Raw genomic sequence first — 22,760 nt, 5'->3', positions numbered from 1 at the left:
ATGCACTCGATCATAATTCAGTTCAATGTTTACTTGAAAGCAATAAATGATGCTATTGAACGATGTTGGAAATAGACGTGCCTATGAATCCAAGCCTAGATAGCGTTTTTTGAATGCAGAAGCTGATGCAAATAAAGCTGACGCCAAAAGTGTAATAATAAAGCCAATTGCGTACTCAAATGCTTCATTAACCAGTAGCTGATAGCAGCTCACAAAAAAAATCAATACAACTGTAATAACATTAACTCGGTGAAACCAAGGGTGTTTTACAGATAACTTAGCGTAACCTTTTGATAACATTTAACTAATCCGCCAGACAACAATTAATAGTTTTATTTATAATCAACGACGATAGTAAGGCTTTATCGTATAAAGAGAAACGACTTTTTTAATTTTTTAGCTCAACATCACACGTCATTCAGTGACGTTTGACTTTAACCTCTTGACGCTTTTTCGTTCCACTAGAGTCGGTTCTAATTGTACGACCTGTGCCTCTGTTGACTTTTCATCCAACTTTCGGACAAGAGTCTCAACGGCAGCCTGCCCCAAACGGTACTTAGGCTGATGAATGGTAGTTAGCGATGGCGACATAAATTTCGCGATATGGATGTCATCGTAACCAATAATGGACAGGTCGTCCGGCACTTTAATATCGAGCTCATTTGCGGCGTTAATCACCCCCATCGCCATCATATCGTTAGAGACGAAAATCGAGCTAGGTAATGCGCCACGCTGAGCCATTTTTTTGAACGCTTGATACCCACCCTCACATTCGAAGTCAGACTCAATGATCCAATTGGCATTAAATTCCAAGCCAGCTTCGTTCATTGCTCGCTTATAACCTTCGTATCGCATTTGCGCTTGGTGTTTAATCAAAGGGCCTGTGATGCACCCAATTTCGGTATGGCCGCAATCAATTAAGTATTTCGCCGCTAAGTAACCGCCACGAAGTGAGTTGTCTTGGATTTTATCGCTTGTAAATAGCATCGGCCCCCAGTCCATTACCACAACTGGGATATCTGGGTAACGCTCAAATACATCGATACGCTCTCCTTCTAGCGACGAGCACATCAAGATCAAACCATCGACACGCTTTTGCAATAGCGTATTAATGGATTGACGCATACGTTCGTTATCACCCTCGGTGTTACATAAAATGAGGCTGTAGCCTTTTTGGTAGCAGCTGCGTTCGACGCCTTTTACGACTTCGCCAAAGAATGGGTTGGTTGAGGTTGTCACGAGCATACCAATGGTTTTGGTACGATTGACTTTGAGGCTACGCGCCAACGCAGAGGGCGCGTAGTAGTTAAGCTCTTTTGCGGCATTGTTAACGCGTTCAGAGATCTCTTCGCTCACAAAACGCGTCTTGTTAATAACATGGCTCACTGTTGAAGTGGAAACCCCTGCCAGTTTTGCGATGTCTTTCATCGTCGCCATGTTACTACTCCTATTTTAATGAGGCGTTGTGCGCCTTATTGTTCAGCGAGAAACGCGTCCACCTCTTCGCGGGTTGGAATCGACGTTTGCGCGCCAAAGCGGGTCACAGAAATTGCAGCCGCCGCATGTGCAAACTTAATCGCTGATTCTAAAGGTAAACCTTCTAGGAGACCAGTGACGAATGCCCCATTAAATGTATCGCCCGCAGCGGTAGTATCCGTCGCTTCAACGCGGAAACCCGAGATGATTTCACCTCGACCGTTTTGGCTTAGCCAAACGCCTTTTGCACCGAGTGTGATCATGACAATTTCTATACCTTTACCATGTAGCACATTCGCCGCTTCTTGCGCGCTTTCGTTGTCTGTTACAGTAATACCTGTCAGAACTTCAGCTTCCGTTTCATTTGGCGTAATCACGTCAATGTAAGACAGTAATTCATCTGACAGTTCGCGAGCTGGCGCTGGGTTCAGAATGACATTGGTTTTGGCATCTTTCGCGATTCGCGCGGCTTTCTCAATGCCGCACATCGGCGTTTCCAATTGCATTAGCAAGTAATCTGCTTGGCGAATACGCTCTAAATCTGGCTCAATCGCTTCTGCTGTCAGTTTGGCGTTTGCTTCAGCTGAAATGCAAATGCTGTTCTCACCACTGTCCGACACTTGAATCATCGCGATACCTGTCGGGCAATTTGGCTGCATCTTCACACCAGTGATATCGATGCCGTCCATTTTGAAGTTTTCGCGAATGTTAATGCCGAATGAGTCGTCGCCCACACAAGCGATAAAACCGATGTCTGCATTTAATCGCGCCGCCGCGACGGCTTGGTTGGCACCTTTGCCACCTGGGATAACTTGATAGTTGCGACCATGCAGCGTCTCGCCTGGGCGAGGAAAAGAAGGCACTTGAAGAACATGGTCAGCGTTTACACTACCTAACACCACTAACTTATTCATACGGTTATCCTCGGTTCTGAATGAACCCTTTTTAAAAACTGTTTAGGAAAATACATTAGATGACTTTAACTTCTCTTCCTGACGAAGGAGTCTCGATAAAAAGCCAAAGGCATCTATACCCCACACTTTGCAGTATTTTGGGTAAATTTGCCCTCACCTCCTAAACGACAGATATAAACGGAGGAGAGAGCAAAAATTAGGATGATTTATTGGAACTTGAAACTTACTTAGTGACTACTTTTAGTGGTACTGGGATGTACTCTTCTACTTCTTCACCTTTCAAAACTTTGTCAGCCGTTTCAACACCTAAAGCACCGATAAGGTCTGGTTGCTGAGCAATAGTTGCCGCTAGTTTGCCACGGTTAACTGCTGCAATGCCGTCTTCCGTACCATCAAAACCAACGATAACGACATCTTTGCCAGAAGCTTGAACTGCGCGAAGTGCACCTAGCGCCATTTCATCATTCTGTGCAAATACCGCTTGTACATCCGGGTTAGCCGCTAGCAGGTTTTCCATTACGTTTAGACCTTTTGTGCGGTCAAAGTCAGCTGGTTGGCTAGCAAGAAGATCCATATCGCTGCCCTTCACGGCATTCATAAAGCCTTCACCGCGCTCACGCGCTGCCGATGTGCCCGCAATACCTTCAAGTTGAATGACTTTTGCTTTTTCGCCGACTTTTTCCATGATGTAGTGGCCTGCCATTTCACCACCAATTACGTTGTCCGACGCGATGTGACTCACAACTTCACCACGGCTTGCACCACGGTCTAATGTCAACACAGGGATCTTAGAACGGTTCGCCATACGAATTGCATTAGACACTGCATCAGAATCCGTTGGGTTGATAAGAATTGCTTTTACGCCGCGAATACTTAAATCCTCGATGTTCGACAGTTCTTTACTCGGGTCATTTTGCGAGTCCAGTACAATTAAGTCGTACCCCAATTCTTTCGCTTTTGCTTCCGCACCGTCTTTCATCGTTACGAAGAACGGGTTGTTTAGCGTCGAAACCACAATCGCCATGGTATCTTGAGCTTGCGCCGCTACCGATACGGTTGAAGAAAGAAGTGCAGCAGAGATAAGAGTTGCAAGTTTTTTCATCGTTCTAGTCCTTTGTGTAGGGTGAGCCAGTACACGTCCCCTGACTCGGTTTGTATTCACTGTTTTATATATACAGATTGTTATGAATTACTTGTTTTTGTTGTCTACCAATACCGCCAGCAAGATAACCACTGCTTTTGCAATCATTTGGTAGTAGGAAGAAACATCAAGTAGGTTAAGTGCATTGTTCAAGAAACCGATGATCAGCGCACCAATCAAGGTACCCATGATACGGCCTTTACCGCCCATCAAGCTGGTACCGCCAAGAACAACCGCTGCGATAGCGTCTAGCTCGTAGCCCATACCTGCTGTTGGCTGCGCCGAAGAAAGACGAGACGTTACAATAATGCCTGCAAGCGCTGCTAACATACCGCAGATGGCGTAGACACCAATCTTCACTCGGTCTACATTGATACCTGATAGGCGAGTCGCAGACTCATTGCCGCCTAGTGCGTAAACATAGCGACCAAAGCGCGTGTGGTTAAGTAAATACCAAGCCGCAGCGAACACAACCACCATTAACCAAACAGGAACTGGAATGCCTAGCGCGTAGCCAGTACCAAACCATGCGAACGCATCCGCGGTGTCAGTAAAGCCTGTCGAGATTGGACGACCTTCGGTGTACACCATGGTCACACCACGTAGTAACGTCATGGTAACCAGCGTAGCGATAAATGCCTGCACCTTACCCTTCGCAATAATGATACCGCTGATCGCACCTAACGCTGCACCTGCGACTAAAGCAGTTGGAACCGCCACCAGCACCGGAACCTCAAGCGCAATCATGCTTGCCGCAAAGGCACCACACAATGCCAATACCGAACCAACACTTAAGTCGATGCCTGCTGTTAAAATAACTAATGTCATACCCACTGCGATAATGGCATTCACGGAGGTTTGACGAAGAATGTTGAGAATGTTGTCGACCGTAAAAAAGTTCGGGTTCAAAAATGACACAACAACGATCAGAAAGATCAAAGCTATCAGTGATTTTTGCTCAATCAGCCACTCTTTTGTAAACAACTTCTTGTTGCCAGTTTCGGTTGGTTTGCTCATGGTATTCGTACTCATGCTGCTTCCTCATTGATCTCTTTGCCTACGGCACAGGCGAGTAATTTTTCTTGATCGGCGTCTTTCGCATCAAATTCGCCAGTGATACGACCTTCATGCATCACTAAAATACGGTCGCTCATGCCGAGCACTTCAGGCATCTCGGAAGAAACCAAGATGATGCTCATGCCTTCGGCCTTAAACTTGTTGATGAGCTGATAAATCTCTTTTTTTGCTCCGACATCAACACCACGTGTTGGCTCATCCAGAATCAGAACTTTAGGTTTCGTCATTAACCCTTTCGCAATCGCAACTTTTTGCTGGTTACCACCAGATAAGTTGCCGATGATTTGATCTCGCGTTGGGGTTTTAATGTTGAATAACTTAATAAAATCTTCCACTGCAATCACTTCGTCGCTGTGTTGAATCTGGAAGCCTTTGGTCAGTTGGTTTAGCGAACAAAGTGACATGTTCTCCTTAACTGAAAGACCTAAAACCAAACCATCGCCTTTGCGATCTTCAGAGATGTAAGCGATACCATTTGCCAAGCCATCTTGCGGGCTAACCGGGTTAATAGTTTTGTTATCAAGATTGATAACACCATGCTCACTAGGTAATGCGCCGTAAATGACTTTCATGAGTTCAGTGCGGCCTGCGCCCATCAAGCCAGAAATTCCAAGAATCTCACCACGCTTGAGAGTAAAGCTCACATCCTGAACGCCAGATCCAGTCAAACCAATGACTTCAAGACAAGCTTCGCCATGTTGTACATCAATACGTGGATATTGCTCTTCTAATTTTCGGCCAACCATCATTTCAATTAGGCCATCTTCATCAGTGTCGGACACCTTGCACTCACCGATAAACTTACCATCACGAAGTACGGTAATGTCGTCACAGATTTCAAAGATTTCTTTAAGACGATGCGAAATGTATACGATGCCGCATCCTTGCTCGCGAAGCTCATTAATCACTTTAAACAGTGATTCCGTTTCGGTATCGGTCAATGCGTCCGTTGGCTCATCCATAATGATGACTTTCGACTCAAACGAAAGTGCCTTTGCAATTTCCACCATTTGTTGTTCACCAAGGCTTAAATCGCCAAGCAATGTTTTTGATGAGTGCTTGACATTGAGACGTTTTAAAAGCTTGTCAGCTTCGTCATACATTTTGCCCCACTGGATACGCCCTAAGGATCCAGTGAACTCTCGTCCCAAGTAAATATTTTCGGCAATCGTCAGTTCAGGAATCAGGTTCAGCTCTTGGTGAATAATACTAATACCAGCTTCCTGTGAATCACGTGGCCCTTTAAAGGCCGCCGGCTGACCTTGATATTGAATGCTCCCCGCATCCATGTGGTAAATGCCTGTCAACACCTTCATTAACGTTGACTTGCCTGCTCCATTTTCACCCATCAGCGCCATAACACGGCCTGGATAAACATTCAGGCTTGCTTTGTCGAGTGCTTTTACGCCCGGAAACGCCTTCTCAATTTCGCTTAGTTGTAGAATGGCTTGAGTCATAATCTGTCCTCAATATCTCTGGCTTAAAAAACCACGCCCGCTTGGAAAATAACGTTCGCATATGGCGAGCATTCGCCGGTTCTTACGATAGCGCGACTTTGCGCCGTACGTGCTTTAAACGCTTCATGTGACACGTAGCTCACTTCAATAGATTTGCCCGTTTCTTCACTCTCTTTGCTCAGTTCGTTGAGCAACGCTTCATGCAAAACTGGGCTTGCATCAGAGAACTCTTCCGCAATGATGACCCCTTCGATTTGGGACTCAGATAGAATTACGCGAACAGTATCAAGAAAACTTGGTACCCCATGCGTTAGCGCCAAATCGATTCGCTGAACATGCTCTGGGATTGGTAGACCAGCATCACATATCGTGATCTCGTCGGTGTGGCCTAGCGTCGCCACCAAGTAAGAAATATCTGAGTTAATTAGGGTACTTTTTTTCATCTCATCGACCTTTCGGTTACACGTTCATACAACCATGAGCGCCTGTCTTAAAGTGTTTTCGTTATTAACAGAAAACTCATCGAAACGTTTCGATGAAATAATAATTCGTCATCGCAATTTGACCAGTGTGAGATCGATAAGGTGTGAGAATGATCTGTAATTCAATTGTCATTGAATAGGAAAAGTGCACTTGAGTCACACTTTACCATCGAAACGTTTCGATGATGGTATTTCCCTGTCATTACGGTTAGGTTTTATACAGGGAGGAAGGAAAAGAGACGTCCAACTACTGAGAAAACCTCTAGTTAATAAGCTCGAAACCTTTCACGTCATCACAATTCTTAGATAGCTGCCTGATTTTGGAGAACGCTCACCTTACAATCTGGTTACAATTTGCCAAAACACATCATCCGTTCAGTACCTTACCTGGTACGCGACGTTTGTAGGGACACAAACGGAAACTAAGAACCATAATGAAGTTAAGCAATAGAGTCATTTTGCTTGTCGCGCCAGTGATCTTATTAAGCGCGTTAGTATCTAGCTATATTATTTATAGCATTCAAAAAGTGACGCTCATCAAGCGGGAAGACAGCTATATTCAGTTGCAAATGGAAAAGCTCGCCGGGCAGTTTCGACAAGCGAATATTTTTCTTAATAGTTATGCCTATACGCTCAGTAAAAGTGATGTATTACAAGACTATTTGGTAAATCATAACAACCCCTATCGTGAACGAGTCTTGTTTAACCGATTAGACGAGACCGCTGAAGTATTGAGCCATGGTTACAAAGGCGATGCGAGCATGGCGATCCTCGACGGAAAACAAAACCTTCTCTACTACACAGAAAACAAATATTACGAATCATCGGGCGTGGTCGACCCAAAGGTGTTAGAGTACATATCACGAAGTTTCAATGAGAGAGAGGCTTTCAGTCACACTGGCTTTATTTATAACTCCAGTGGACAAAGCATTCTTCTTCAATATGAGGTCGTCGACAAAAGAACGGGGACTCACCCTTTGAGCTTTGACTCGAAAAATGTGTTTTTTGTGGTAGTTTCCGTATCACTTGAAGCCTTTAACGAGATTAAGCATGAAATCGAGTTTGACACGCACAGCGTGATTACTTTCGCCGACAAACCCATTTATCTTGATATTCCTCTCGCTCAAACCATTGAGCTGCTGCCGCACTTTTATGCCGTGCTTTCTCCTGCCGAATATTTAATGTGGAATAAAGTCGATAAAGTGTGGCTAGAACTTGCTTTCTCCTTTGGCGTAGCGGCGTTTTTCACCATCACATTAATCATTTTGGTGTTGTACCGCTATGTGTTGCGCCCTGTTTCTCGCCTTGATAAGCAGCTGAACGAACTTGAATCTAATCAACGTGACAATATTGAAAAGCTAGAAACAAACGATGAAATAGGACGCCTCTCTGCACGCTTTTTTGATATGTATGAGGAACTTAATGTCATCTATAAAAAGACAAAACGCCTAGCTGAAACGGATCACCTGACGCAACTCGCCAATCGCCATCGTTTTCATGAGCTTGCCACTCGTGAACTTATCTCCCCTTCGCAGTTTCTGTGGGTTGTTTACGTCGATCTTGATAACTTTAAATACGTGAATGATAAATACGGGCATGAATTGGGAGATAACTTATTAAAAGTGTTCTCATCACACATCAAGAATGCCTGTCAAAAGTTCTCGCACGATTACAACAGCCCCTGCTTTGCCGCCAGGTTATCTGGTGACGAATTTGCAATTTTGCTGAGCTCAAATCAAGAGGTAAAACGCTTGCCTGATTTGCTTGCATCAGAGCTGCTAAAACCGATTAGTAATCTCAGTTCATCTTGGAGTAATTCATTTCCCGTTACGGCAAGCGTAGGTATTGCACAATATCCTCAAGACGGTACTGACATCGCGAAGTTACTCTCCAGTGCCGATGCGGCTATGTATCAAGCAAAACGGGCAGGGAAAAATCAATACGCCTATTATTCAGCCGCTCTCAATATTGAGTCTCAAAGACGAAGTCAACTTGAACGTGCGCTCCGAAAAAGCAATGTAGAGGAAGAATTTCACCTTGTTTTTCAACCCTATATGAACAATCGAAGCAACGAAATTGAGGGGTTAGAAGTCTTGTTGCGCTGGGAAGCCGAAGGTATCGGCCCTATCCCTCCAAAGGAGTTTATTCCAATTGCAGAGCAAGCCGGATTATTTGATAAAATTGACCGCTGGGTTTTCGCCAATGCAACGGCGGAATACCATCAATTAAGGAATATTTTCGGTAAGGATATTGTTCTTTCGGTCAATCTTTCATCAGCAGAGCTAAACTCGATAGAAATGGCAAACTACATCCATGAACAAGCGACACTGCACAGTGTTAAACCAGAATGTATTGAGATAGAAATAACCGAAACCTTTGCCGCAGAACAACAAGGCACGGCTCTACTTGATGAGCTATCAAAACGTGGCTACCGTCTTGCAATTGATGACTTTGGTTCTGGTTACACATCGTTAACTCAGCTCGTTCAGTATCCGGTTCAAAAAATCAAATTTGATCGAGAGTTCCTCGTTACATTGATGAAGACCAACAACGGCCATGTGATCAAACCTATTATTGAGCTATGCCATGCCCAGAATAAAACGGTTACAGCAGAAGGTATTGAACACAATATGATGCATGAATGGCTATCGGCATACCGCTGCGACTATATGCAAGGCTATTTATTTGGCAAACCAATGACTAAAGAACAATTGAGTTTGTGGTGGCAATCGGCAAATGACGACAGTCGATTTGATGCGTCCATGGCCAGCTCAATTAGGGTTTCAAGAACATAAGTTAAGGGGAGACGTACAGCTGTCACAACTGTGGCGGCTGTATTTAGTTATATATGAGCTTCATTGATAGATGCTCAGCTTTTGTTCCCCCATACCTATATCTATGACTTTAGTCGAGTAAATCACTATTTATTCGTTTTTAAACCAGCACTTCCTTGAAATCCAAACCGGTCAAATTCAGCGCTTTGACGCTATCGTACAAGCCACCTTTTTTGTCCGTGCAAAACGTTCTGAGCCCAGCACCTTTTACTCTGAACAAGTCAGATTCATTAACGGCTTCTCTATTCAAAACGAGTTTCTTAAACGGTCTAGCACGACTTAGCTTACCATGACGAAGATTATACTCGGTAGCAGAGGTATCAATGGCATCAATTTGAGTGACAATGTTTAATGCTCGCCAAGGCTTTCCTTGTAGATTTAATGGTAAAAATTCGACATTCTCGCTCAACACATCGAGCTTATCCGCAATAGAAGCGGATACAGCAAGAGTAAAAGATCCCCATGCTGCAATATCAGGCCTGGGCAATGGCTTTTCACCCATAACGTCTAACCATTCAATATCAATACTTTTCCAACTGGCTTTAACAGACTCTCCATAGAGTTGGATAGGTTTGCTTGCCGTTACTTGAAGAGACATTTCCAATGGCGACTCTTGCAACATTGCAAAATCATTAACATTGGGAGTGACAATAAACACTTTATTAAATGCTGTCATAACCGTCCTTAAATAAATTCTAGCGCTTTTCTTAATGAGATGAGCGCTTTCACACCAAACCAAACCGAGCATAATAGATAGAGTTTAATTTCATGTTCAAAAATTTAATGAATTAAGATCTGGCGTTCTTATCTTTTAATTTCGAAGTTTTATTATTTATATATTTTAATCCACACGATAGAATTATTTTTTCAATTTTTACTATGTACCCTTCCTTATGTAATCGAATAAATTAGAAAATAAACAGTAGCACGCGTCACTTCACTTTTGTTGAGCTCATCACTCTCACTTAAACGATACATTCACAAGTTCAATTTTTGTACGACTTAGACTTAGCTTTGTCAATCGTGAATTAAAAACAACCGATTCACCGCTGTTTTACTGCCTTTTCTTACCACCCTGTTGTTTATTCATACATTATAAATGCACTTATACACATAACGATTCGGCGTTACGATTTGTTACGAGTTAAATCACAAACTTTTGAGGTATTGGATAAAGCGTATAAAAAGAAAACACATTGAAATAAAAAGAGTTTCTAAAGTACGAAAAATAAAACGCCGTTTTTATAAATTAGCAACTTCACAAATATCCTTAAACACAGTTTTATTAATTACATATATCAGATATTATTTACGCCGAAGTTTATAGAAACCATCGTTAAACTTCATATTTTATATAAGTTTCAATTAGTTAGTTTTTAACTCGAAAACTTATCGTCAACCCAATATCAAGCACCTAAGCGTGCAATAAGAAACATTGGGAATAGAATTATATTGATGTGCATGTTGTTTTAACGAATGCATGAAGCAATCGGTAAATTTGTAACACCATAGAGTTTTATTTAGCCAAGATGAAAAAGTTAATTTTATTATTTACATGTGCGCTGTTGTCTGTCTCACCTTTTGCTTTTGCAAAACAATCAGATAACGAACCCAGGAATCATTTACGACCAAAGCAAGCTGAACATGTGTTTAAACAAGCCAAGCTAGATGGCATAGTAGACTTTAAGTTGTTCAGTGACGCTTACATCGCTTATCAGAAGACACCCGATAGAAAGAAGTCGGTACTAACGATCATCGACTATAGTAAACCATCAACTGAAAAGCGTTTTTATGTGGTTGATTTAGATAAAAAGAAGCTAATCTACAATACGTATGTTTCTCACGGCGTGAACAGCGGAAAGAAAACAGCGACACAGTTTTCAAATGTCGTGAACTCGCGAAAAACATCATTGGGCACTTTTTTGACTGATACCACTTACTACGGCTCAAATGGCTATTCACTTCGATTAGATGGGCTAAGCTCTGGATTAAACGACAAAGCTCGCGAGCGTTACATTGTCGTGCACGGCGCCGATTACGCAAACCCTTCCTTCATCAAGAAGAATGGATACCTCGGACGCAGTTGGGGTTGCCCTGCTTTGCCAGAGAAGTTGTCTCGCGAGATCATTGACACCATAAAAGGCGGCAGCGTTATTTACGCAAGCGCATAATATCGATGCGACACATATGGGGAAGAAAAAGAAGATTCTATTTCTTCCCTAGTAATAATCCTGTTAGCTTAATCGTCCTGTGCAACGACTCTCTTTCCATTTTCGCTTACTCGAAAGCGAAAATTATTGTGTTATTCGCTGATATACCTAAGTGCGATCAGAAAACTCTGTTCATCCCCCTTCCATCTCGTTAGTATACGCTGAGTTGATCAGACACTGGCTTTCATCGTTATCATAGTGCCACTAAGATTCCTTAATCATAGTGGGTAACTGTGGCTTTATATGTTATATGTTTAGGGTTACTTCTTGCGTTATCTACACCGTATATTATTGATGCTTTCTTTGTCCCTGCTCTCAGGGCTCATCACAGCTTCATATGCGCATGAGTGGCACCACACCAAACATTACACTTCCGAGCGCCTACTTAAACTCTCTCAACAAGACGATTTTGAGCTAGCACACACTGATTTTCATGCCTCAGCTTCTCTGAGCTCTTGGGGTTCAGAAAGTTACTACCTACATATAAAGCGCGAGTTGTTCGGGCTTGTCTCCTGTCGCCGAACATCAGCTACTGATGGCGTTTTATCATCAGATTTTACTCCTGATTATTTTTTACTTATTGCTTTCTCTTCTCCACCACTACTGGAGTTGGCAAAACAAGCATCTCGCTTACCTCTAGACAGTTATGGCGGACTCATGAGTCAACGCTCTCTTTATCGCCTCTCAGGAAGAAAGGAAGCGAACTTAATGTACGTCTTTACTCATGGTCGCAACGCCTTCTCTGTTGTTTAACTTTTTATGACATACAGAGAACACGAAAATGTAACGATAAGAGCCAATATGCTCATTGTTACTAGAACCAATTTGAGGTCCATATAATGACAAGAATCGCTACAACCATCGCACTAGCATTACTATTTTCAGCGGGCTCAACCTTAGCAAACACAGAAACTAAGCCAGAAGAAATGAGTAACGACACTCTGTTAGAGTGTGCCAACGTTTCTAACGCACGTATTGCAGTTCCGGAACACAGAGCGATGTTCAGACACTACTTAATGTCTGAGAGAGACTACAGCTTTGACCAGCTATCGTCTGCCGAACTTGAATTTAAAGCAGCAGATAAGAATGAGTCTGAAGTAGAGAACATCTACAAGTCTCAGTGCAAAGAAGTTGGCGAATACCTATATAGCATTGGCTATTAAATTCGAAACCCTAACGACACTCAAAAAGAAAGGCGCAATGTATGCGCCTTTCTTTTTACTGACAAAAACCTGTCGATTAGATGTCTAATCTGCATACAAGCTTAAAAGTGCAAATCAAAGTAAACTTACTGGGAAAACTCAGACACATCCTTGGGTTTACAGAACGCTCGACGTGCTTTAACAAACAAGAAACTAAGCACTCCAATCACAAGAGTAATTATTGGTGCCGCCATTAATAGCATTGTGATCGCTTTGCTCATATTTTCTGGTAACAAAGGAAGTAATGAACCAAAACCGCATAATACCAGCGTCCATAAAATCGCACTCAACCACGCAAAGTAATGGAATTTACTAATACGTTTCACTCGCAACCCCATCATTAATGGCAATAGGGAGCGAACAACCGGAATAAACCGCGCACAAAAAAGCGCAATCAATCCATGTTTACTGAGTAATACGTCGACTTGTTCCAGGCGCTTTTGAGGAACCGCACTCACCCAGCCTTGGACCTTAGGTAAGCGATTTAGCCACTTGCCTTGTAAATAAGCCGCCCAACTTCCCAATCCCGCACTAACAGCTATCACCAACATGATCATAATTGGGTCAAGGACGCCAACCGCCGCCAGCGTACCGGATAATACGACGACACTGTCGCATGGGAAAGGTGCAGCAGGAATAAAACCACTTTCCAAAAAAATAATCACAGCAACAACAAAATAAACTAAACCTGCACTGCCTGGCGCCATTAACGCCGTGAAATCTTGATGCCAAAAGGCACTCAAGACCTGAATTATCGAATCAAACATAAACCGCTCCTAAGCATAATTAACCAAAAGTTGCAAAAACATGGAATGTGTTAGCGAGCATGTATAAAGCGGTATATGAAATTCGATTCTTTTCTCACGCCGATTCTGTATTTAAAGTGAGTAAAAATACTTTCAATACAACAACCTAAAGCCTCATTGCCGATGCGTTTTAGCCGCTTCATCGAGTAAATTGCCGAACGATGCGCCCACCATACTACATCAAGCATTTCAAACCATTCGGGCTCTACATCGTCGTTCGAGCTCATTTCCTTAGCATGGCTAACCCTCAATACATTCCGGCTGTTTAAACTCGGATAGTCTTGTTGTATTGGAGAGATAGGATGTTCTGAAAAGTGCTTCGACTTAGCGTCAACAGCAATATTCTGGTTATGAAAGGAAAGAAAATTTGGGTGTGAGTGCGCCAGGCTCATGCTCGGAGCCAACAAGCAGAAAAGTAGTCCGAGTAAAGCAATCAGGGTCGTACGCACAAAGGTAACCAAAACCAAAATAATAAGTTCTTTTAACCCTGTGCGTAACTATTGGCAATTAGTATTCTTAATCGTTAAGAATACTAATTATTTTTCACCGTAAGGGTAGCTTTCAAACATCTTCGCGATTTCTTCTTGGATGAGAGATTCTCTTTTCTCAGAGCTCATTGACTCAGACAGTTTACGACTTGAAACGCCTTTCCAAACGACTTGATTAGCCTTTGCATCAACCAGTTCAACCACCAACTTCCCATACTTACGTTCTTTATATCTTTCTGGGCTTGAAGTGATCACACCAAAGCTATTCCAGCCATAGCCAAAGCTCACCGACGATCCTGAAGAAACAAGCTCGGATTCTTCTACGATATCATGATGTACGTAAAGGTCACCGCCACTATTTACCTTAATTAAACCCTTACCCTCAAGCTGTTCAGCAAGCCCTTGCTCAATACGTCGACCATCAATACTGGTAGGAGCTTTCGCCTGAGCACCGAAGTCAAACGTTCTGTAAGCTGAAAAGTCGGCTTGTTTATCTACATCGGTTGTAACGGTAGTACAAGCAGATACCAGCATCACCACCAGCCCTAATATCAAACCTCTCATCATGTTAAATCTCCTTTGGTTAAGCTGACTGTTTCAGCAGAATTACCCTGTGTTATACATACGCATCAACAGTAAAAAGTAATCATTTCAATATCTAGTCTTGACCATGAAACGTGACTGTTCAATAAACGAGATTAACCTTTACACAGAAAATCTTGAATATCATCAACATCTAAACACCTAAGAATTCGGTGTTTACGACCTAATTGGAAGCCTCTAGGCTTAGTAACGAAATCGCGAGTGCCACAAAAAACCAGAGACAATGAACACTTTAACATCAGTCCGCTACTTTTTTAGGCAACTGACAAACATTTGATGAGAAAAGACTTTTCTTTTTCGTCCAGTGTGGCATATTAACCGAGTCCTATCGATGCGCGGGCATCGTATAATGGCTATTACCTCAGCCTTCCAAGCTGATGATGCGGGTTCGATTCCCGCTGCCCGCTCCAATCTCTTTATCTCAATTTACTCATAAAAATCCGATGGCGGAGCGAACAAACGGCGGCAGCGTTGTTTCCATGATAAGTTTGGTCGAGTTACGTCATAAAACATGTCTTTCCATTCTGCAAACGTCACGCGGATGGGATTAAAGCTGTTTACAGGTTTAGAAACCCCATACCGAACCGTTTCCACCTCTGGTTCAAACGTTCCGAACATTCGATCCCAAATAATTAATACACCCGCATAATTTTTGTCGATGTACTGACGGTTCACACCATGATGAACGCGATGGTGAGACGGCGTGTTAAATACCCACTCTAGTGGCCCGAGCGAACGAATTGATTGGGTGTGAACAAAAAACTGTAAGCCCAGATTAAACAACACAACGAAGACAACCCATTTTGGCTCAAAACCAATAATCACCAAGGGCAACCAAAAAATCCACATCCCCGCTAGCGGATACATTAAACTTTGACGAAAGGCGGTACTGAAGTTCATTCTTTCCGAACTGTGATGAACAACGTGCGCGGCCCACATCCAACGAATACGATGGCTAGCCCGATGAAACCAGTAATAGAAAAAATCTTGCAGGACAACAAGTAAAAGAAAAGCTGAGACGCTCATTTCGATATCAAACAAACGCCAATCGAACCACCACAAATACAACTGAGCAATCAGTAAACCCGTGAGTATGTCTGTCGCTTGGTGTAAGCCCGCAAGAACAAAATTACACGCTACTTCAGGGAAGTAATACGTCGCGCTTTCAGGCAAGCGTCCCCTTCTTTGTCCGAACCAATATTCGGCAAGCATGCAGAAAAAGAAAACTGGAGCCAGAATCATCAGAAGTAATTCTGGGCGGTCCATCAACTGCGTCCAATCCATTGTATTTCTACCATTTTGCATAGTGATCTTCAGTAAGACCCATAACTTCTTCTAACTGATGTTTGATGCCATTTCCATCGATAAGATAGCCAGAGAAATAACCGATATACTGACGAAAGTTACTTTTGAGAAGCCAAAAATTTTTCTTCTCTGAGCGTCGATTCAAAGGCGTGAACTGTAAGTTAACTCGTTTATCTTCAGACGTAATATGCCACTTTTGCCCTTCATCACTTCGTGAAAACTGAAACTGCACAGGTTGCAAAAAGTGACGCTGACCATTAATCCACAATACATTTTCGCAATAGCCAGTTTCATTAACGCCAGCTGCCAAGTTCAACCCCAGACGCCTGTCATCCTCAAAGCAATTGATACTCGCCCAGCGCCAACTTGTTTCTCGCCGCATGTACCCAGCGGAAAAATCGTAACCAGCAGCCACCTCTGAAAGATCTTGCTCTTTTCCTAATATGAACAAGTTACCGTCTACTGCTAACGCATTGTGCTTCTGAGTATATGTCCAACCCGCATAACCTGTTGGCGTACACAACATTAATGGCAAACTCATATTTTCTGGACGTAAATAGAGATCCGCATTGACTGACTCTGTCACAAAGTGGACGTGCCAAATACCATCCTTAATAGAAAACTGAACTCTTTTGTTAGCAAGATGGGCAAGACTGCACCAACTGGAAGGCTGAGTTTGATAACCTATATTAAAAGGTTTCAACCATTGTTGCTCAATCAACTTATTCTTTTTAATATCAAACAGGTAGCAAAAGCCGGATGCTAAATACCGTATATCAGCAATCGCTACTCCAATGACGTAATTAGGTGTGACCAAATTGACGAACTGAAACTGCTTATAATCGCGGTAACGGCGCCACTTAGACACCGGCTTATCCATCTCATTGAGGTAGGTAAATTTATCTAGCTGTAACGATGTTGGAATTCCATCAAGGTGGCCAAACGCTGGTAGGCCATTCTGCTGAATAAACGAGTTCAGAACCTTAAGCTCATCCATATAGTTGTCTTTTCACAAGTTATCACACACAAACTTTAACATGACGTTAACATAAACAATTTGCGTAACTGCACAACAACATCGACTAAAGTGATTTCTGCTTGTTATATGTGAAACTGATCACTCAACCACCCGCTTACTTAGCTAGCCCTACCTATCTCAACCAACACAGCCTGGGTTAGAAGCTGCACATTCTCATCCGCAGGAAAGACCACTACAACCATTGAATCTTGGTCAAAATCACTATTTAATGGAAATACATTCATATAAACTGATTGCTTATTCACATCAAGGAAGAAATCTATGTCATACATACACGATACTATTGTTGCGTTGCAACACAGTAGCCCTGCGCAAAAAGAATTTTACCAAGCGGTAGAAGAAGTATTAACTTCTCTCGCGCCGGTAATAGAAGGCAATAATAAATATAAGGAACAAGCGATTATCCAGAGGATCGTCGAGCCAGAACGTCAAATCATGTTTCGAGTTCCTTGGGTTGATGATGCTGGAAATGTACAAGTAAACAAAGGTTATCGAGTTGAATTCAACTCTGCTTTGGGGCCGTACAAAGGAGGATTGAGATTCCATCACTCAGTCAATGCGAGCATCATAAAATTTCTCGGCTTTGAGCAAATTTTTAAAAACGCACTGACTGGCCTTCCTATCGGTGGCGGCAAAGGCGGTTCAAACTTCGATCCTAAAGGAAAATCCGACGGCGAGATCATGCGATTTTGCCAATCATTTATGAACGAGTTGTACCGTCACATCGGTCCTACCACCGATGTGCCCGCAGGCGATATCGGTGTCGGGGCGCGCGAAATTGGCTATATGTTTGGTCAATACAAACGATTGACGGGCCGCTACGAAGGTGTGCTTACAGGCAAGAGTCTGCTTTGGGGTGGCTCACTCGCCAGAAAAGAAGCGACAGGATATGGCGCCGTCTATTTTGCAGAATGCATGCTCAACGACCGCAACGATTCATTGAAAGGGAAAACTTGTCTCGTTTCTGGTGCTGGAAACGTGGCTATCTACGCCATTGAAAAACTGTACCATATGGGAGCAACGCCAGTTACATGCAGCGACTCTCGAGGTACGATCTATCATGAGCACGGTATTGATCTTAAGCTCCTAAAACAACTGAAAGAAGTGAAAAGAGCAAGCTTAGAAGAATATTTAGAAACTTACCCTGAAGCAGAATACACACCAGAGGGCGACTATCCTAATGAAGGACATGCTGTTTGGCGATATCAGGCTGATGCTGCCTTCCCTTGTGCGACTCAAAATGAATTAACGTCAGACGACGCACTGGCTCTTATCGAAAACGGATGTATTTTGATTAGTGAAGGGGCGAACATGCCAACCACCCGTGATGCTGCCAATATTATCGTGGACTCGGACATAGCTTATGGGCCTGCAAAAGCAGCCAATGCAGGCGGCGTTGCAACCAGTCAACTTGAAATGGCGCAAAACGCCAGCATGCAAAACTGGACGTTTGAACAAGTGGATAGTCAGTTGCAAACCATCATGAAAAATATTTTCATCAATGCAAACGAAACCAGTAAAGAGTTTGGCCAACCTGGAAATTTAGTTTTAGGCGCCAACATTGCAGGCTTTAGAAAAGTCGCTGATGCAATGATTGAGCAAGGTGTCGTCTAGATGAACGAGCCAGCAGGATGACTGCTGGCTTAATATAACTCCGCAATAGGCCGCGCTTTTGATAAAGAGCTCCACTTAATTCGCAATAAGCGTTGTCACTTCTGTTTTAACGGAGTTGGCGATAAAGCAATTCTCATGGGCCATGTGATGCAGTTTTTCTAATTGAGATGGTGTCGGTTGTTTTTCACCTGAAAATGTTATCTTAGGGTTTAACGTTACCTTTGATACCCACTCTTTTCCGTTTTCGCCTTTTTCAAGCTCCCCTACCGCTTCATCGAAGTAACTGTCCACAACATAACGTCGCTTTGCTGCAATAGACAGGAAAACGAGCATATGACAACTAGAAAGTGCCGCGACAAACGCTTCTTCTGGATCAACGTTTTCTTCTACGGATAGTGGTAATGGTACTACGTGGGGAGATGGAGATGCTGGGACTTGCAACCCTCCATCAAATTGCCAAATGTGTGCCCGACTATACTTATTATCACTAAACTCTTCGCCAGCTTTACGATGCCATTTGATTAAAGCGGAATGCTTACTCATTCTAACTCCCTGATTTTCCGACGACGAATCAACACTATCCGTCCTTGCCACAGTAAACCACAACAAAATGAGTTAAGGAAAGCATCGCACTCACAGGGACTATAAAATCTGTTGAGGATCGGCATTGTTCTTCTGGATATCATCCAAAAGTCTATGAGACTGATGGATGTTGACCTGTAACCGATTGATCAGCATCTGCAACTGCTCAATCTCGGGACTTTGGTTGGCTTTAAGTTGAGTTTCCAGGGCCTCCGTTTGGCTCGCCAAAATAGGTAAACTTAGGTTCAGTGCCATCCCTTTCGTTTTGTGCAACGTCAGCTCTAATGAAGCAAAGTCTTCAGCCATAAAGTATTCAATAAGTTCATCAACAGAAGTCTCAAAATCGACAATAATGCTTTTTAGCAACTCGTCGAGCGCTTCTGGCTCATCTCGTAAAGAAGTAAACATGCCTGAACGGGAGAGTTCTTCCTCTGTTAACCTTAAGTTCTCGATTGGCTTACGTTGCAATTGAAGCACATTGCTGTCACTCGTTAGTGGCGGATTCTGTTTCGGTTCGAGTCTGGCGGCAAACTGTTTGAGAGCGTCTGAAAAGCTCTCATGCTGTAGCGGTTTCGTAAGCACATGGTCTGCTCCTGCTTCAATAAAGCTATCGTGAGCTTCACGAAATACGTCTGCCGTGTACGCAAAGAGTAATGTCTTGATACCTAACTCTTGTCGGATAACGCGTGTCGCCTCAACGCCATTCATCTCGGGCATATGGTTGTCCATCAAGATCAGGTCGTACTCGTTCTCTTTCGCCTTTTTAACCGCGATTAATCCATTTTCTGCAACTTCCACTTCATGCCCAAGCTTTTCGCAAAACCCTTTTGCCACAATGGCATTCACACGGTTATCATCAGCAAGTAGTATCTTTAAATGGTGTGATTTTGCGCGAGGTTTCGGTGCTTCTTGCTGCTTTTTCGGAGCAGATTCTACCCAAGGAATCGGCAACTCAACGATAAATTGACTTCCAACGCCTTCTATACTCTTCAGAGTAATATGGCCACCCATCAAATCGGTTAGTTTTTTGACGATGGCTAACCCAAGCCCTGTTCCGCCGAACCTTCGAGTCGTTGATGAGTCTGCTTGCTCAAACGAGTTAAAAATATGCTCGTGCTTGTCTGGCGCAATACCAATACCGGTGTCGCTCACGCGCATGACCAACAACTGATTCGATTCATCTAACTCAGTTCTAACCAGCACATGCCCTTCATTGGTAAACTTCACCGCGTTACCGGCGAGATTAAACAAGATCTGTCGTAAACGCGCACAATCTCCAGTAAATTCAGTATATTCAGAAACCTCGTTTTCCAAGATTAACTCGATATTTTTTTCATCAACAAGTGGTTTTATTGCGCTACACACCGGAGAAAGCACTTGATCGAGCTTAAACTTAGCTTGCTCAAATTCCAGTTTGTTTTCTTCAACTTTAGAAAAATCCAAAATATCGTTGAGGATAGTCATCAGATGCTGGCCAGAATCAAGAATAACCCTAATATGCTCTTTCGTCGTCGGCTCTTTGGTCTCTTCTGCAATCATTTGAGAAAGCCCTAGTACACCATTCATCGGCGTCCTTAGTTCGTGACTCATTGCAGCGAGAAAATTTGATTTCGCTTTTGCCGCTCGCTCGGCTTTGTTTCTCGCCTCTTCAATTTCAAGATTCAACTGTTTTAAGTTATGCATTCGGTGATGTGACTGATAAACAAACGCGCTAACTAGAAACATCACCGCGATAAATACAAACAACCACGTAAAACGCGCCTCACTTTGAGCAATATTGAGTAACCGATGCTCTGAGCTTTCGACAAACTCAATATAAGTGTGATCAAGCAGTTCATTCGTCAGCAATTCAATTCTTTTATCACTCGTTTGAAGCCGTTTAAGGAAGTTCGCTTCTTTTTCACTCTCAACTTCAGTTTGTGTTAGAAGCAACTGGTTGAGAAATTCAAAATAACGACTGCCACCCAATGATTGACCGCTCTCGGTAGAAACATCTTGCTGATATAAATTGAACAACATGAGTAATGCATACCGATTTTCTACCTGAACACCAATTAACATATCAAGCTTCAACGTTGTTTGAAGCACTCGCTCCTTAAACTGTTCAAGCGTATCCCTAACTTTTATACGATTGGGTGTCACGGGAAACCAAACTGATGCCTTTGATGATTCCAACAGTGCCTGTGCTGCGATTTCTATCTCTACTAAAGATGTTGTTAACTCATAGTTTTTCCTATCTTCAACGGCATATCGGTTCACGATAACATCACGCTCTTCAATCAATTCATGTCCGATATTCATTAGCTCTGCATGAAATTCTTGAGCGTTTTTTGAGTTCATATACGACATATACGCCAGTGTGCAACACGTCAGTATCCCAATAAAAAAGCAAAAGTTGATCAGTTTGAATTTATTCATTTTCCAACACCTCTAAAATTATGGGTCTAGGTGCTGTCAACGACTGCAAGAATGCTTCAATGTCCGCGACATTCTCATCGTTCATCGTTATACCGAGCTGGGTTTTAGCCATGATTTGTATCGCGTCGGATAACTTATCGACTTGCCCATTATGAAAATAAGGACTCGTTAGCGCGACATTGCGTAAACTGGCTACTCTAAAATAGAATCGCTCTTCATCTTCTATCGTAACGAGTTGCCGGCCCAGGTCCTCTACTACTGGCTTATCCTTGAAATAGGCGAACCTTTGGATCATCGCTCCGCCGATATTTTTGCCCTGATGACACTGCACACAACCTGAAGTCTGAAATGTTTTCCAACCTCTGATTTGCTGTTCACTCAGTACATGCGTGTAACCCAATAAGTAAGCATCGAATGGTGCGCCAGGCGTCTGCAGCCCTTCAACAAACTCCACAATAGCGGACTTGATATTATGAACGTTAATCGGCAATTCATCGTCACGACTAAATAGCGCTTGATAATGTTCACTCTCTTTTACATATTGCTCTATTGTTTGCCAGTTTGAGTCCATTTCCATTGGATTATGGATTGGACCATCAATCTGAGCCATCAAGGTGTTTTCCGTTCCATCCCATAAAAAACGATAATTTAACGCCGCATTAAACACTGTTATAGAATTTCTAATTCCATCACCTTTCACCCCCGTAGAGACTGGTGTATTTTCAGCGCCATTGGTTTGCAGATTGTGGCATGTCGCGCAGCTGACATTACCATTTGACGATAATTGAGGATCGCGTAAGAGATGCCAGCCAATTCTCGCTAGCTTAATATCCACATTAGGATCACCCTGTATGGGCTGAACTAGGGAGATATCACCTAACATCTTCGCGTTTCTTGCGGTTGTTGTTTGGCTCAAAATGAGTGTTACAACAGCTAGTGCGATTGCGCTGAATTGCCTCATCAACTACATACCTTAAACTTGTTATTGATATGAATTTAGTTGCATTTTGGCGTTTTTTCCACCGACAGGAAGTTGAAAAAACGAGTTAAGTATTGCTTTGTTTAAGGCTTTGGTTGAAGAGGGAGTAATAAGGCGAATAGGAAGAAACCTA

Annotated in this window: 20 protein-coding genes and 1 tRNA gene; 6 read left to right on the top strand and 15 right to left on the bottom strand. The window is 42.9% G+C overall.

Going from position 1 to position 22,760, the window contains the following annotated elements:
• Positions 1-414: 414 nt before the first annotated feature.
• The 6 genes from R7035_RS09700 to rbsD all read right to left on the bottom strand — a co-directional run bounded on the left by R7035_RS09700 (position 415) and on the right by rbsD (position 6,508).
• Entirely contained in the window at positions 415-1,437 is a 1,023-nt protein-coding gene (locus tag R7035_RS09700; RefSeq protein WP_025767871.1) for a substrate-binding domain-containing protein, read from the bottom strand.
• Positions 1,438-1,472: 35 nt separating this feature from the next.
• Positions 1,473-2,390, bottom strand: a complete 918-nt coding sequence (gene rbsK / locus R7035_RS09695; RefSeq protein ID WP_206225662.1) for a ribokinase — start codon at positions 2,388-2,390, stop codon at positions 1,473-1,475.
• A gap of 223 nt (positions 2,391-2,613) precedes the next feature.
• A complete protein-coding gene (rbsB, locus tag R7035_RS09690; protein WP_005373143.1) occupies positions 2,614-3,492 on the bottom strand; it encodes a ribose ABC transporter substrate-binding protein RbsB in 879 nt (292 codons plus the stop codon).
• Positions 3,493-3,579: 87 nt separating this feature from the next.
• Positions 3,580-4,563, bottom strand: coding sequence for a ribose ABC transporter permease (gene rbsC / locus R7035_RS09685; RefSeq protein ID WP_005382618.1), 984 nt, complete (start codon positions 4,561-4,563; stop codon positions 3,580-3,582).
• A complete protein-coding gene (rbsA, locus tag R7035_RS09680) occupies positions 4,560-6,065 on the bottom strand; it encodes a ribose ABC transporter ATP-binding protein RbsA (RefSeq protein ID WP_085569089.1) in 1,506 nt (501 codons plus the stop codon). The genes rbsC and rbsA overlap by 4 nt, the downstream gene beginning before the upstream one ends.
• Before the next feature lie 23 nt (positions 6,066-6,088).
• A complete protein-coding gene (rbsD, locus tag R7035_RS09675) occupies positions 6,089-6,508 on the bottom strand; it encodes a D-ribose pyranase (protein ID WP_005382620.1) in 420 nt (139 codons plus the stop codon).
• 473 nt (positions 6,509-6,981) lie between these two features.
• Here rbsD and R7035_RS09670 point away from each other — a divergent pair, with 473 nt between their 5' ends.
• On the top strand, positions 6,982-9,342 hold the full coding sequence (locus R7035_RS09670; protein ID WP_167416090.1) for an EAL domain-containing protein: 2,361 nt from the start codon (positions 6,982-6,984) through the stop codon (positions 9,340-9,342).
• Between the two features lie 139 nt (positions 9,343-9,481).
• Here the strand turns inward: R7035_RS09670 and R7035_RS09665 are convergent, their stop codons facing one another.
• Positions 9,482-10,057 carry an imm11 family protein gene (locus R7035_RS09665; RefSeq protein WP_017635389.1) on the bottom strand — a complete coding sequence of 192 codons (576 nt, stop codon included), beginning with the start codon at positions 10,055-10,057 and terminating at the stop codon, positions 9,482-9,484.
• Between the two features lie 853 nt (positions 10,058-10,910).
• Here R7035_RS09665 and R7035_RS09660 point away from each other — a divergent pair.
• From R7035_RS09660 to R7035_RS09650, 3 genes are all read left to right on the top strand, one after another.
• Entirely contained in the window at positions 10,911-11,552 is a 642-nt protein-coding gene (locus tag R7035_RS09660; RefSeq protein WP_262651208.1) for a murein L,D-transpeptidase catalytic domain family protein, read from the top strand.
• 333 nt (positions 11,553-11,885) lie between these two features.
• Positions 11,886-12,344 carry a hypothetical protein gene (locus R7035_RS09655; protein ID WP_017633653.1) on the top strand — a complete coding sequence of 153 codons (459 nt, stop codon included), beginning with the start codon at positions 11,886-11,888 and terminating at the stop codon, positions 12,342-12,344.
• 86 nt (positions 12,345-12,430) lie between these two features.
• Positions 12,431-12,754, top strand: coding sequence for a hypothetical protein (locus R7035_RS09650; RefSeq protein ID WP_054574645.1), 324 nt, complete (start codon positions 12,431-12,433; stop codon positions 12,752-12,754).
• A 125-nt stretch (positions 12,755-12,879) separates the two neighbouring features.
• Here R7035_RS09650 and R7035_RS09645 read toward each other — a convergent pair whose 3' ends face one another.
• The 3 genes from R7035_RS09645 to R7035_RS09635 all read right to left on the bottom strand — a co-directional run bounded on the left by R7035_RS09645 (position 12,880) and on the right by R7035_RS09635 (position 14,654).
• Complete coding sequence (locus R7035_RS09645; RefSeq protein WP_047101379.1) at positions 12,880-13,560, bottom strand: DedA family protein; 681 nt, start codon at positions 13,558-13,560, stop codon at positions 12,880-12,882.
• 50 nt (positions 13,561-13,610) lie between these two features.
• Positions 13,611-13,991 (bottom strand): hypothetical protein, encoded by a 381-nt coding sequence (locus R7035_RS09640; protein WP_262582060.1) that lies wholly within the window; start codon positions 13,989-13,991, stop codon positions 13,611-13,613.
• A 144-nt stretch (positions 13,992-14,135) separates the two neighbouring features.
• Complete coding sequence (locus R7035_RS09635; RefSeq protein ID WP_262651206.1) at positions 14,136-14,654, bottom strand: DUF4136 domain-containing protein; 519 nt, start codon at positions 14,652-14,654, stop codon at positions 14,136-14,138.
• A 371-nt stretch (positions 14,655-15,025) separates the two neighbouring features.
• Between R7035_RS09635 and R7035_RS09630 the strand changes: the two genes are divergently transcribed.
• Positions 15,026-15,100, top strand: a tRNA-Gly gene (locus R7035_RS09630).
• 16 nt (positions 15,101-15,116) lie between these two features.
• Here the strand turns inward: R7035_RS09630 and R7035_RS09625 are convergent.
• Both R7035_RS09625 and R7035_RS09620 read right to left on the bottom strand, forming a co-directional pair.
• Positions 15,117-15,974 carry a sterol desaturase family protein gene (locus tag R7035_RS09625; RefSeq protein WP_005373167.1) on the bottom strand — a complete coding sequence of 286 codons (858 nt, stop codon included), beginning with the start codon at positions 15,972-15,974 and terminating at the stop codon, positions 15,117-15,119.
• A 7-nt stretch (positions 15,975-15,981) separates the two neighbouring features.
• Positions 15,982-16,992 (bottom strand): DUF2804 domain-containing protein, encoded by a 1,011-nt coding sequence (locus R7035_RS09620; protein ID WP_318146109.1) that lies wholly within the window; start codon positions 16,990-16,992, stop codon positions 15,982-15,984.
• Positions 16,993-17,295: 303 nt separating this feature from the next.
• On the opposite strand from R7035_RS09620, the gene gdhA reads away from it, so the two are divergent.
• Positions 17,296-18,648 (top strand): NADP-specific glutamate dehydrogenase, encoded by a 1,353-nt coding sequence (gene gdhA, locus R7035_RS09615; protein ID WP_005373174.1) that lies wholly within the window; start codon positions 17,296-17,298, stop codon positions 18,646-18,648.
• Positions 18,649-18,723: 75 nt separating this feature from the next.
• On the opposite strand, the gene R7035_RS09610 is transcribed toward gdhA, so the two are convergent.
• From R7035_RS09610 to R7035_RS09600, 3 genes are all read right to left on the bottom strand, one after another.
• The gene (locus R7035_RS09610) at positions 18,724-19,191 is read right to left on the bottom strand and encodes an OsmC family protein (protein WP_017820322.1); all 468 of its coding nucleotides are present in this window, start codon (positions 19,189-19,191) and stop codon (positions 18,724-18,726) included.
• A 99-nt stretch (positions 19,192-19,290) separates the two neighbouring features.
• Positions 19,291-21,648: an ATP-binding protein gene (locus tag R7035_RS09605; RefSeq protein ID WP_262651203.1), complete on the bottom strand. Its 2,358-nt coding sequence runs from the start codon at positions 21,646-21,648 to the stop codon at positions 19,291-19,293.
• A complete protein-coding gene (locus R7035_RS09600) occupies positions 21,641-22,609 on the bottom strand; it encodes a cytochrome-c peroxidase (RefSeq protein ID WP_411913237.1) in 969 nt (322 codons plus the stop codon). The genes R7035_RS09605 and R7035_RS09600 overlap by 8 nt, the downstream gene beginning before the upstream one ends.
• Positions 22,610-22,760 lie beyond the last annotated feature (151 nt).

The sequence above is a fragment of the Vibrio sp. 1731 genome, assembly GCF_033339955.1.
Taxonomy (GTDB): domain Bacteria; phylum Pseudomonadota; class Gammaproteobacteria; order Enterobacterales; family Vibrionaceae; genus Vibrio; species Vibrio alginolyticus.
Note: the sequence above shows the minus strand (reverse complement) of the source record. Positions and strands in the feature narration are given on the sequence as shown.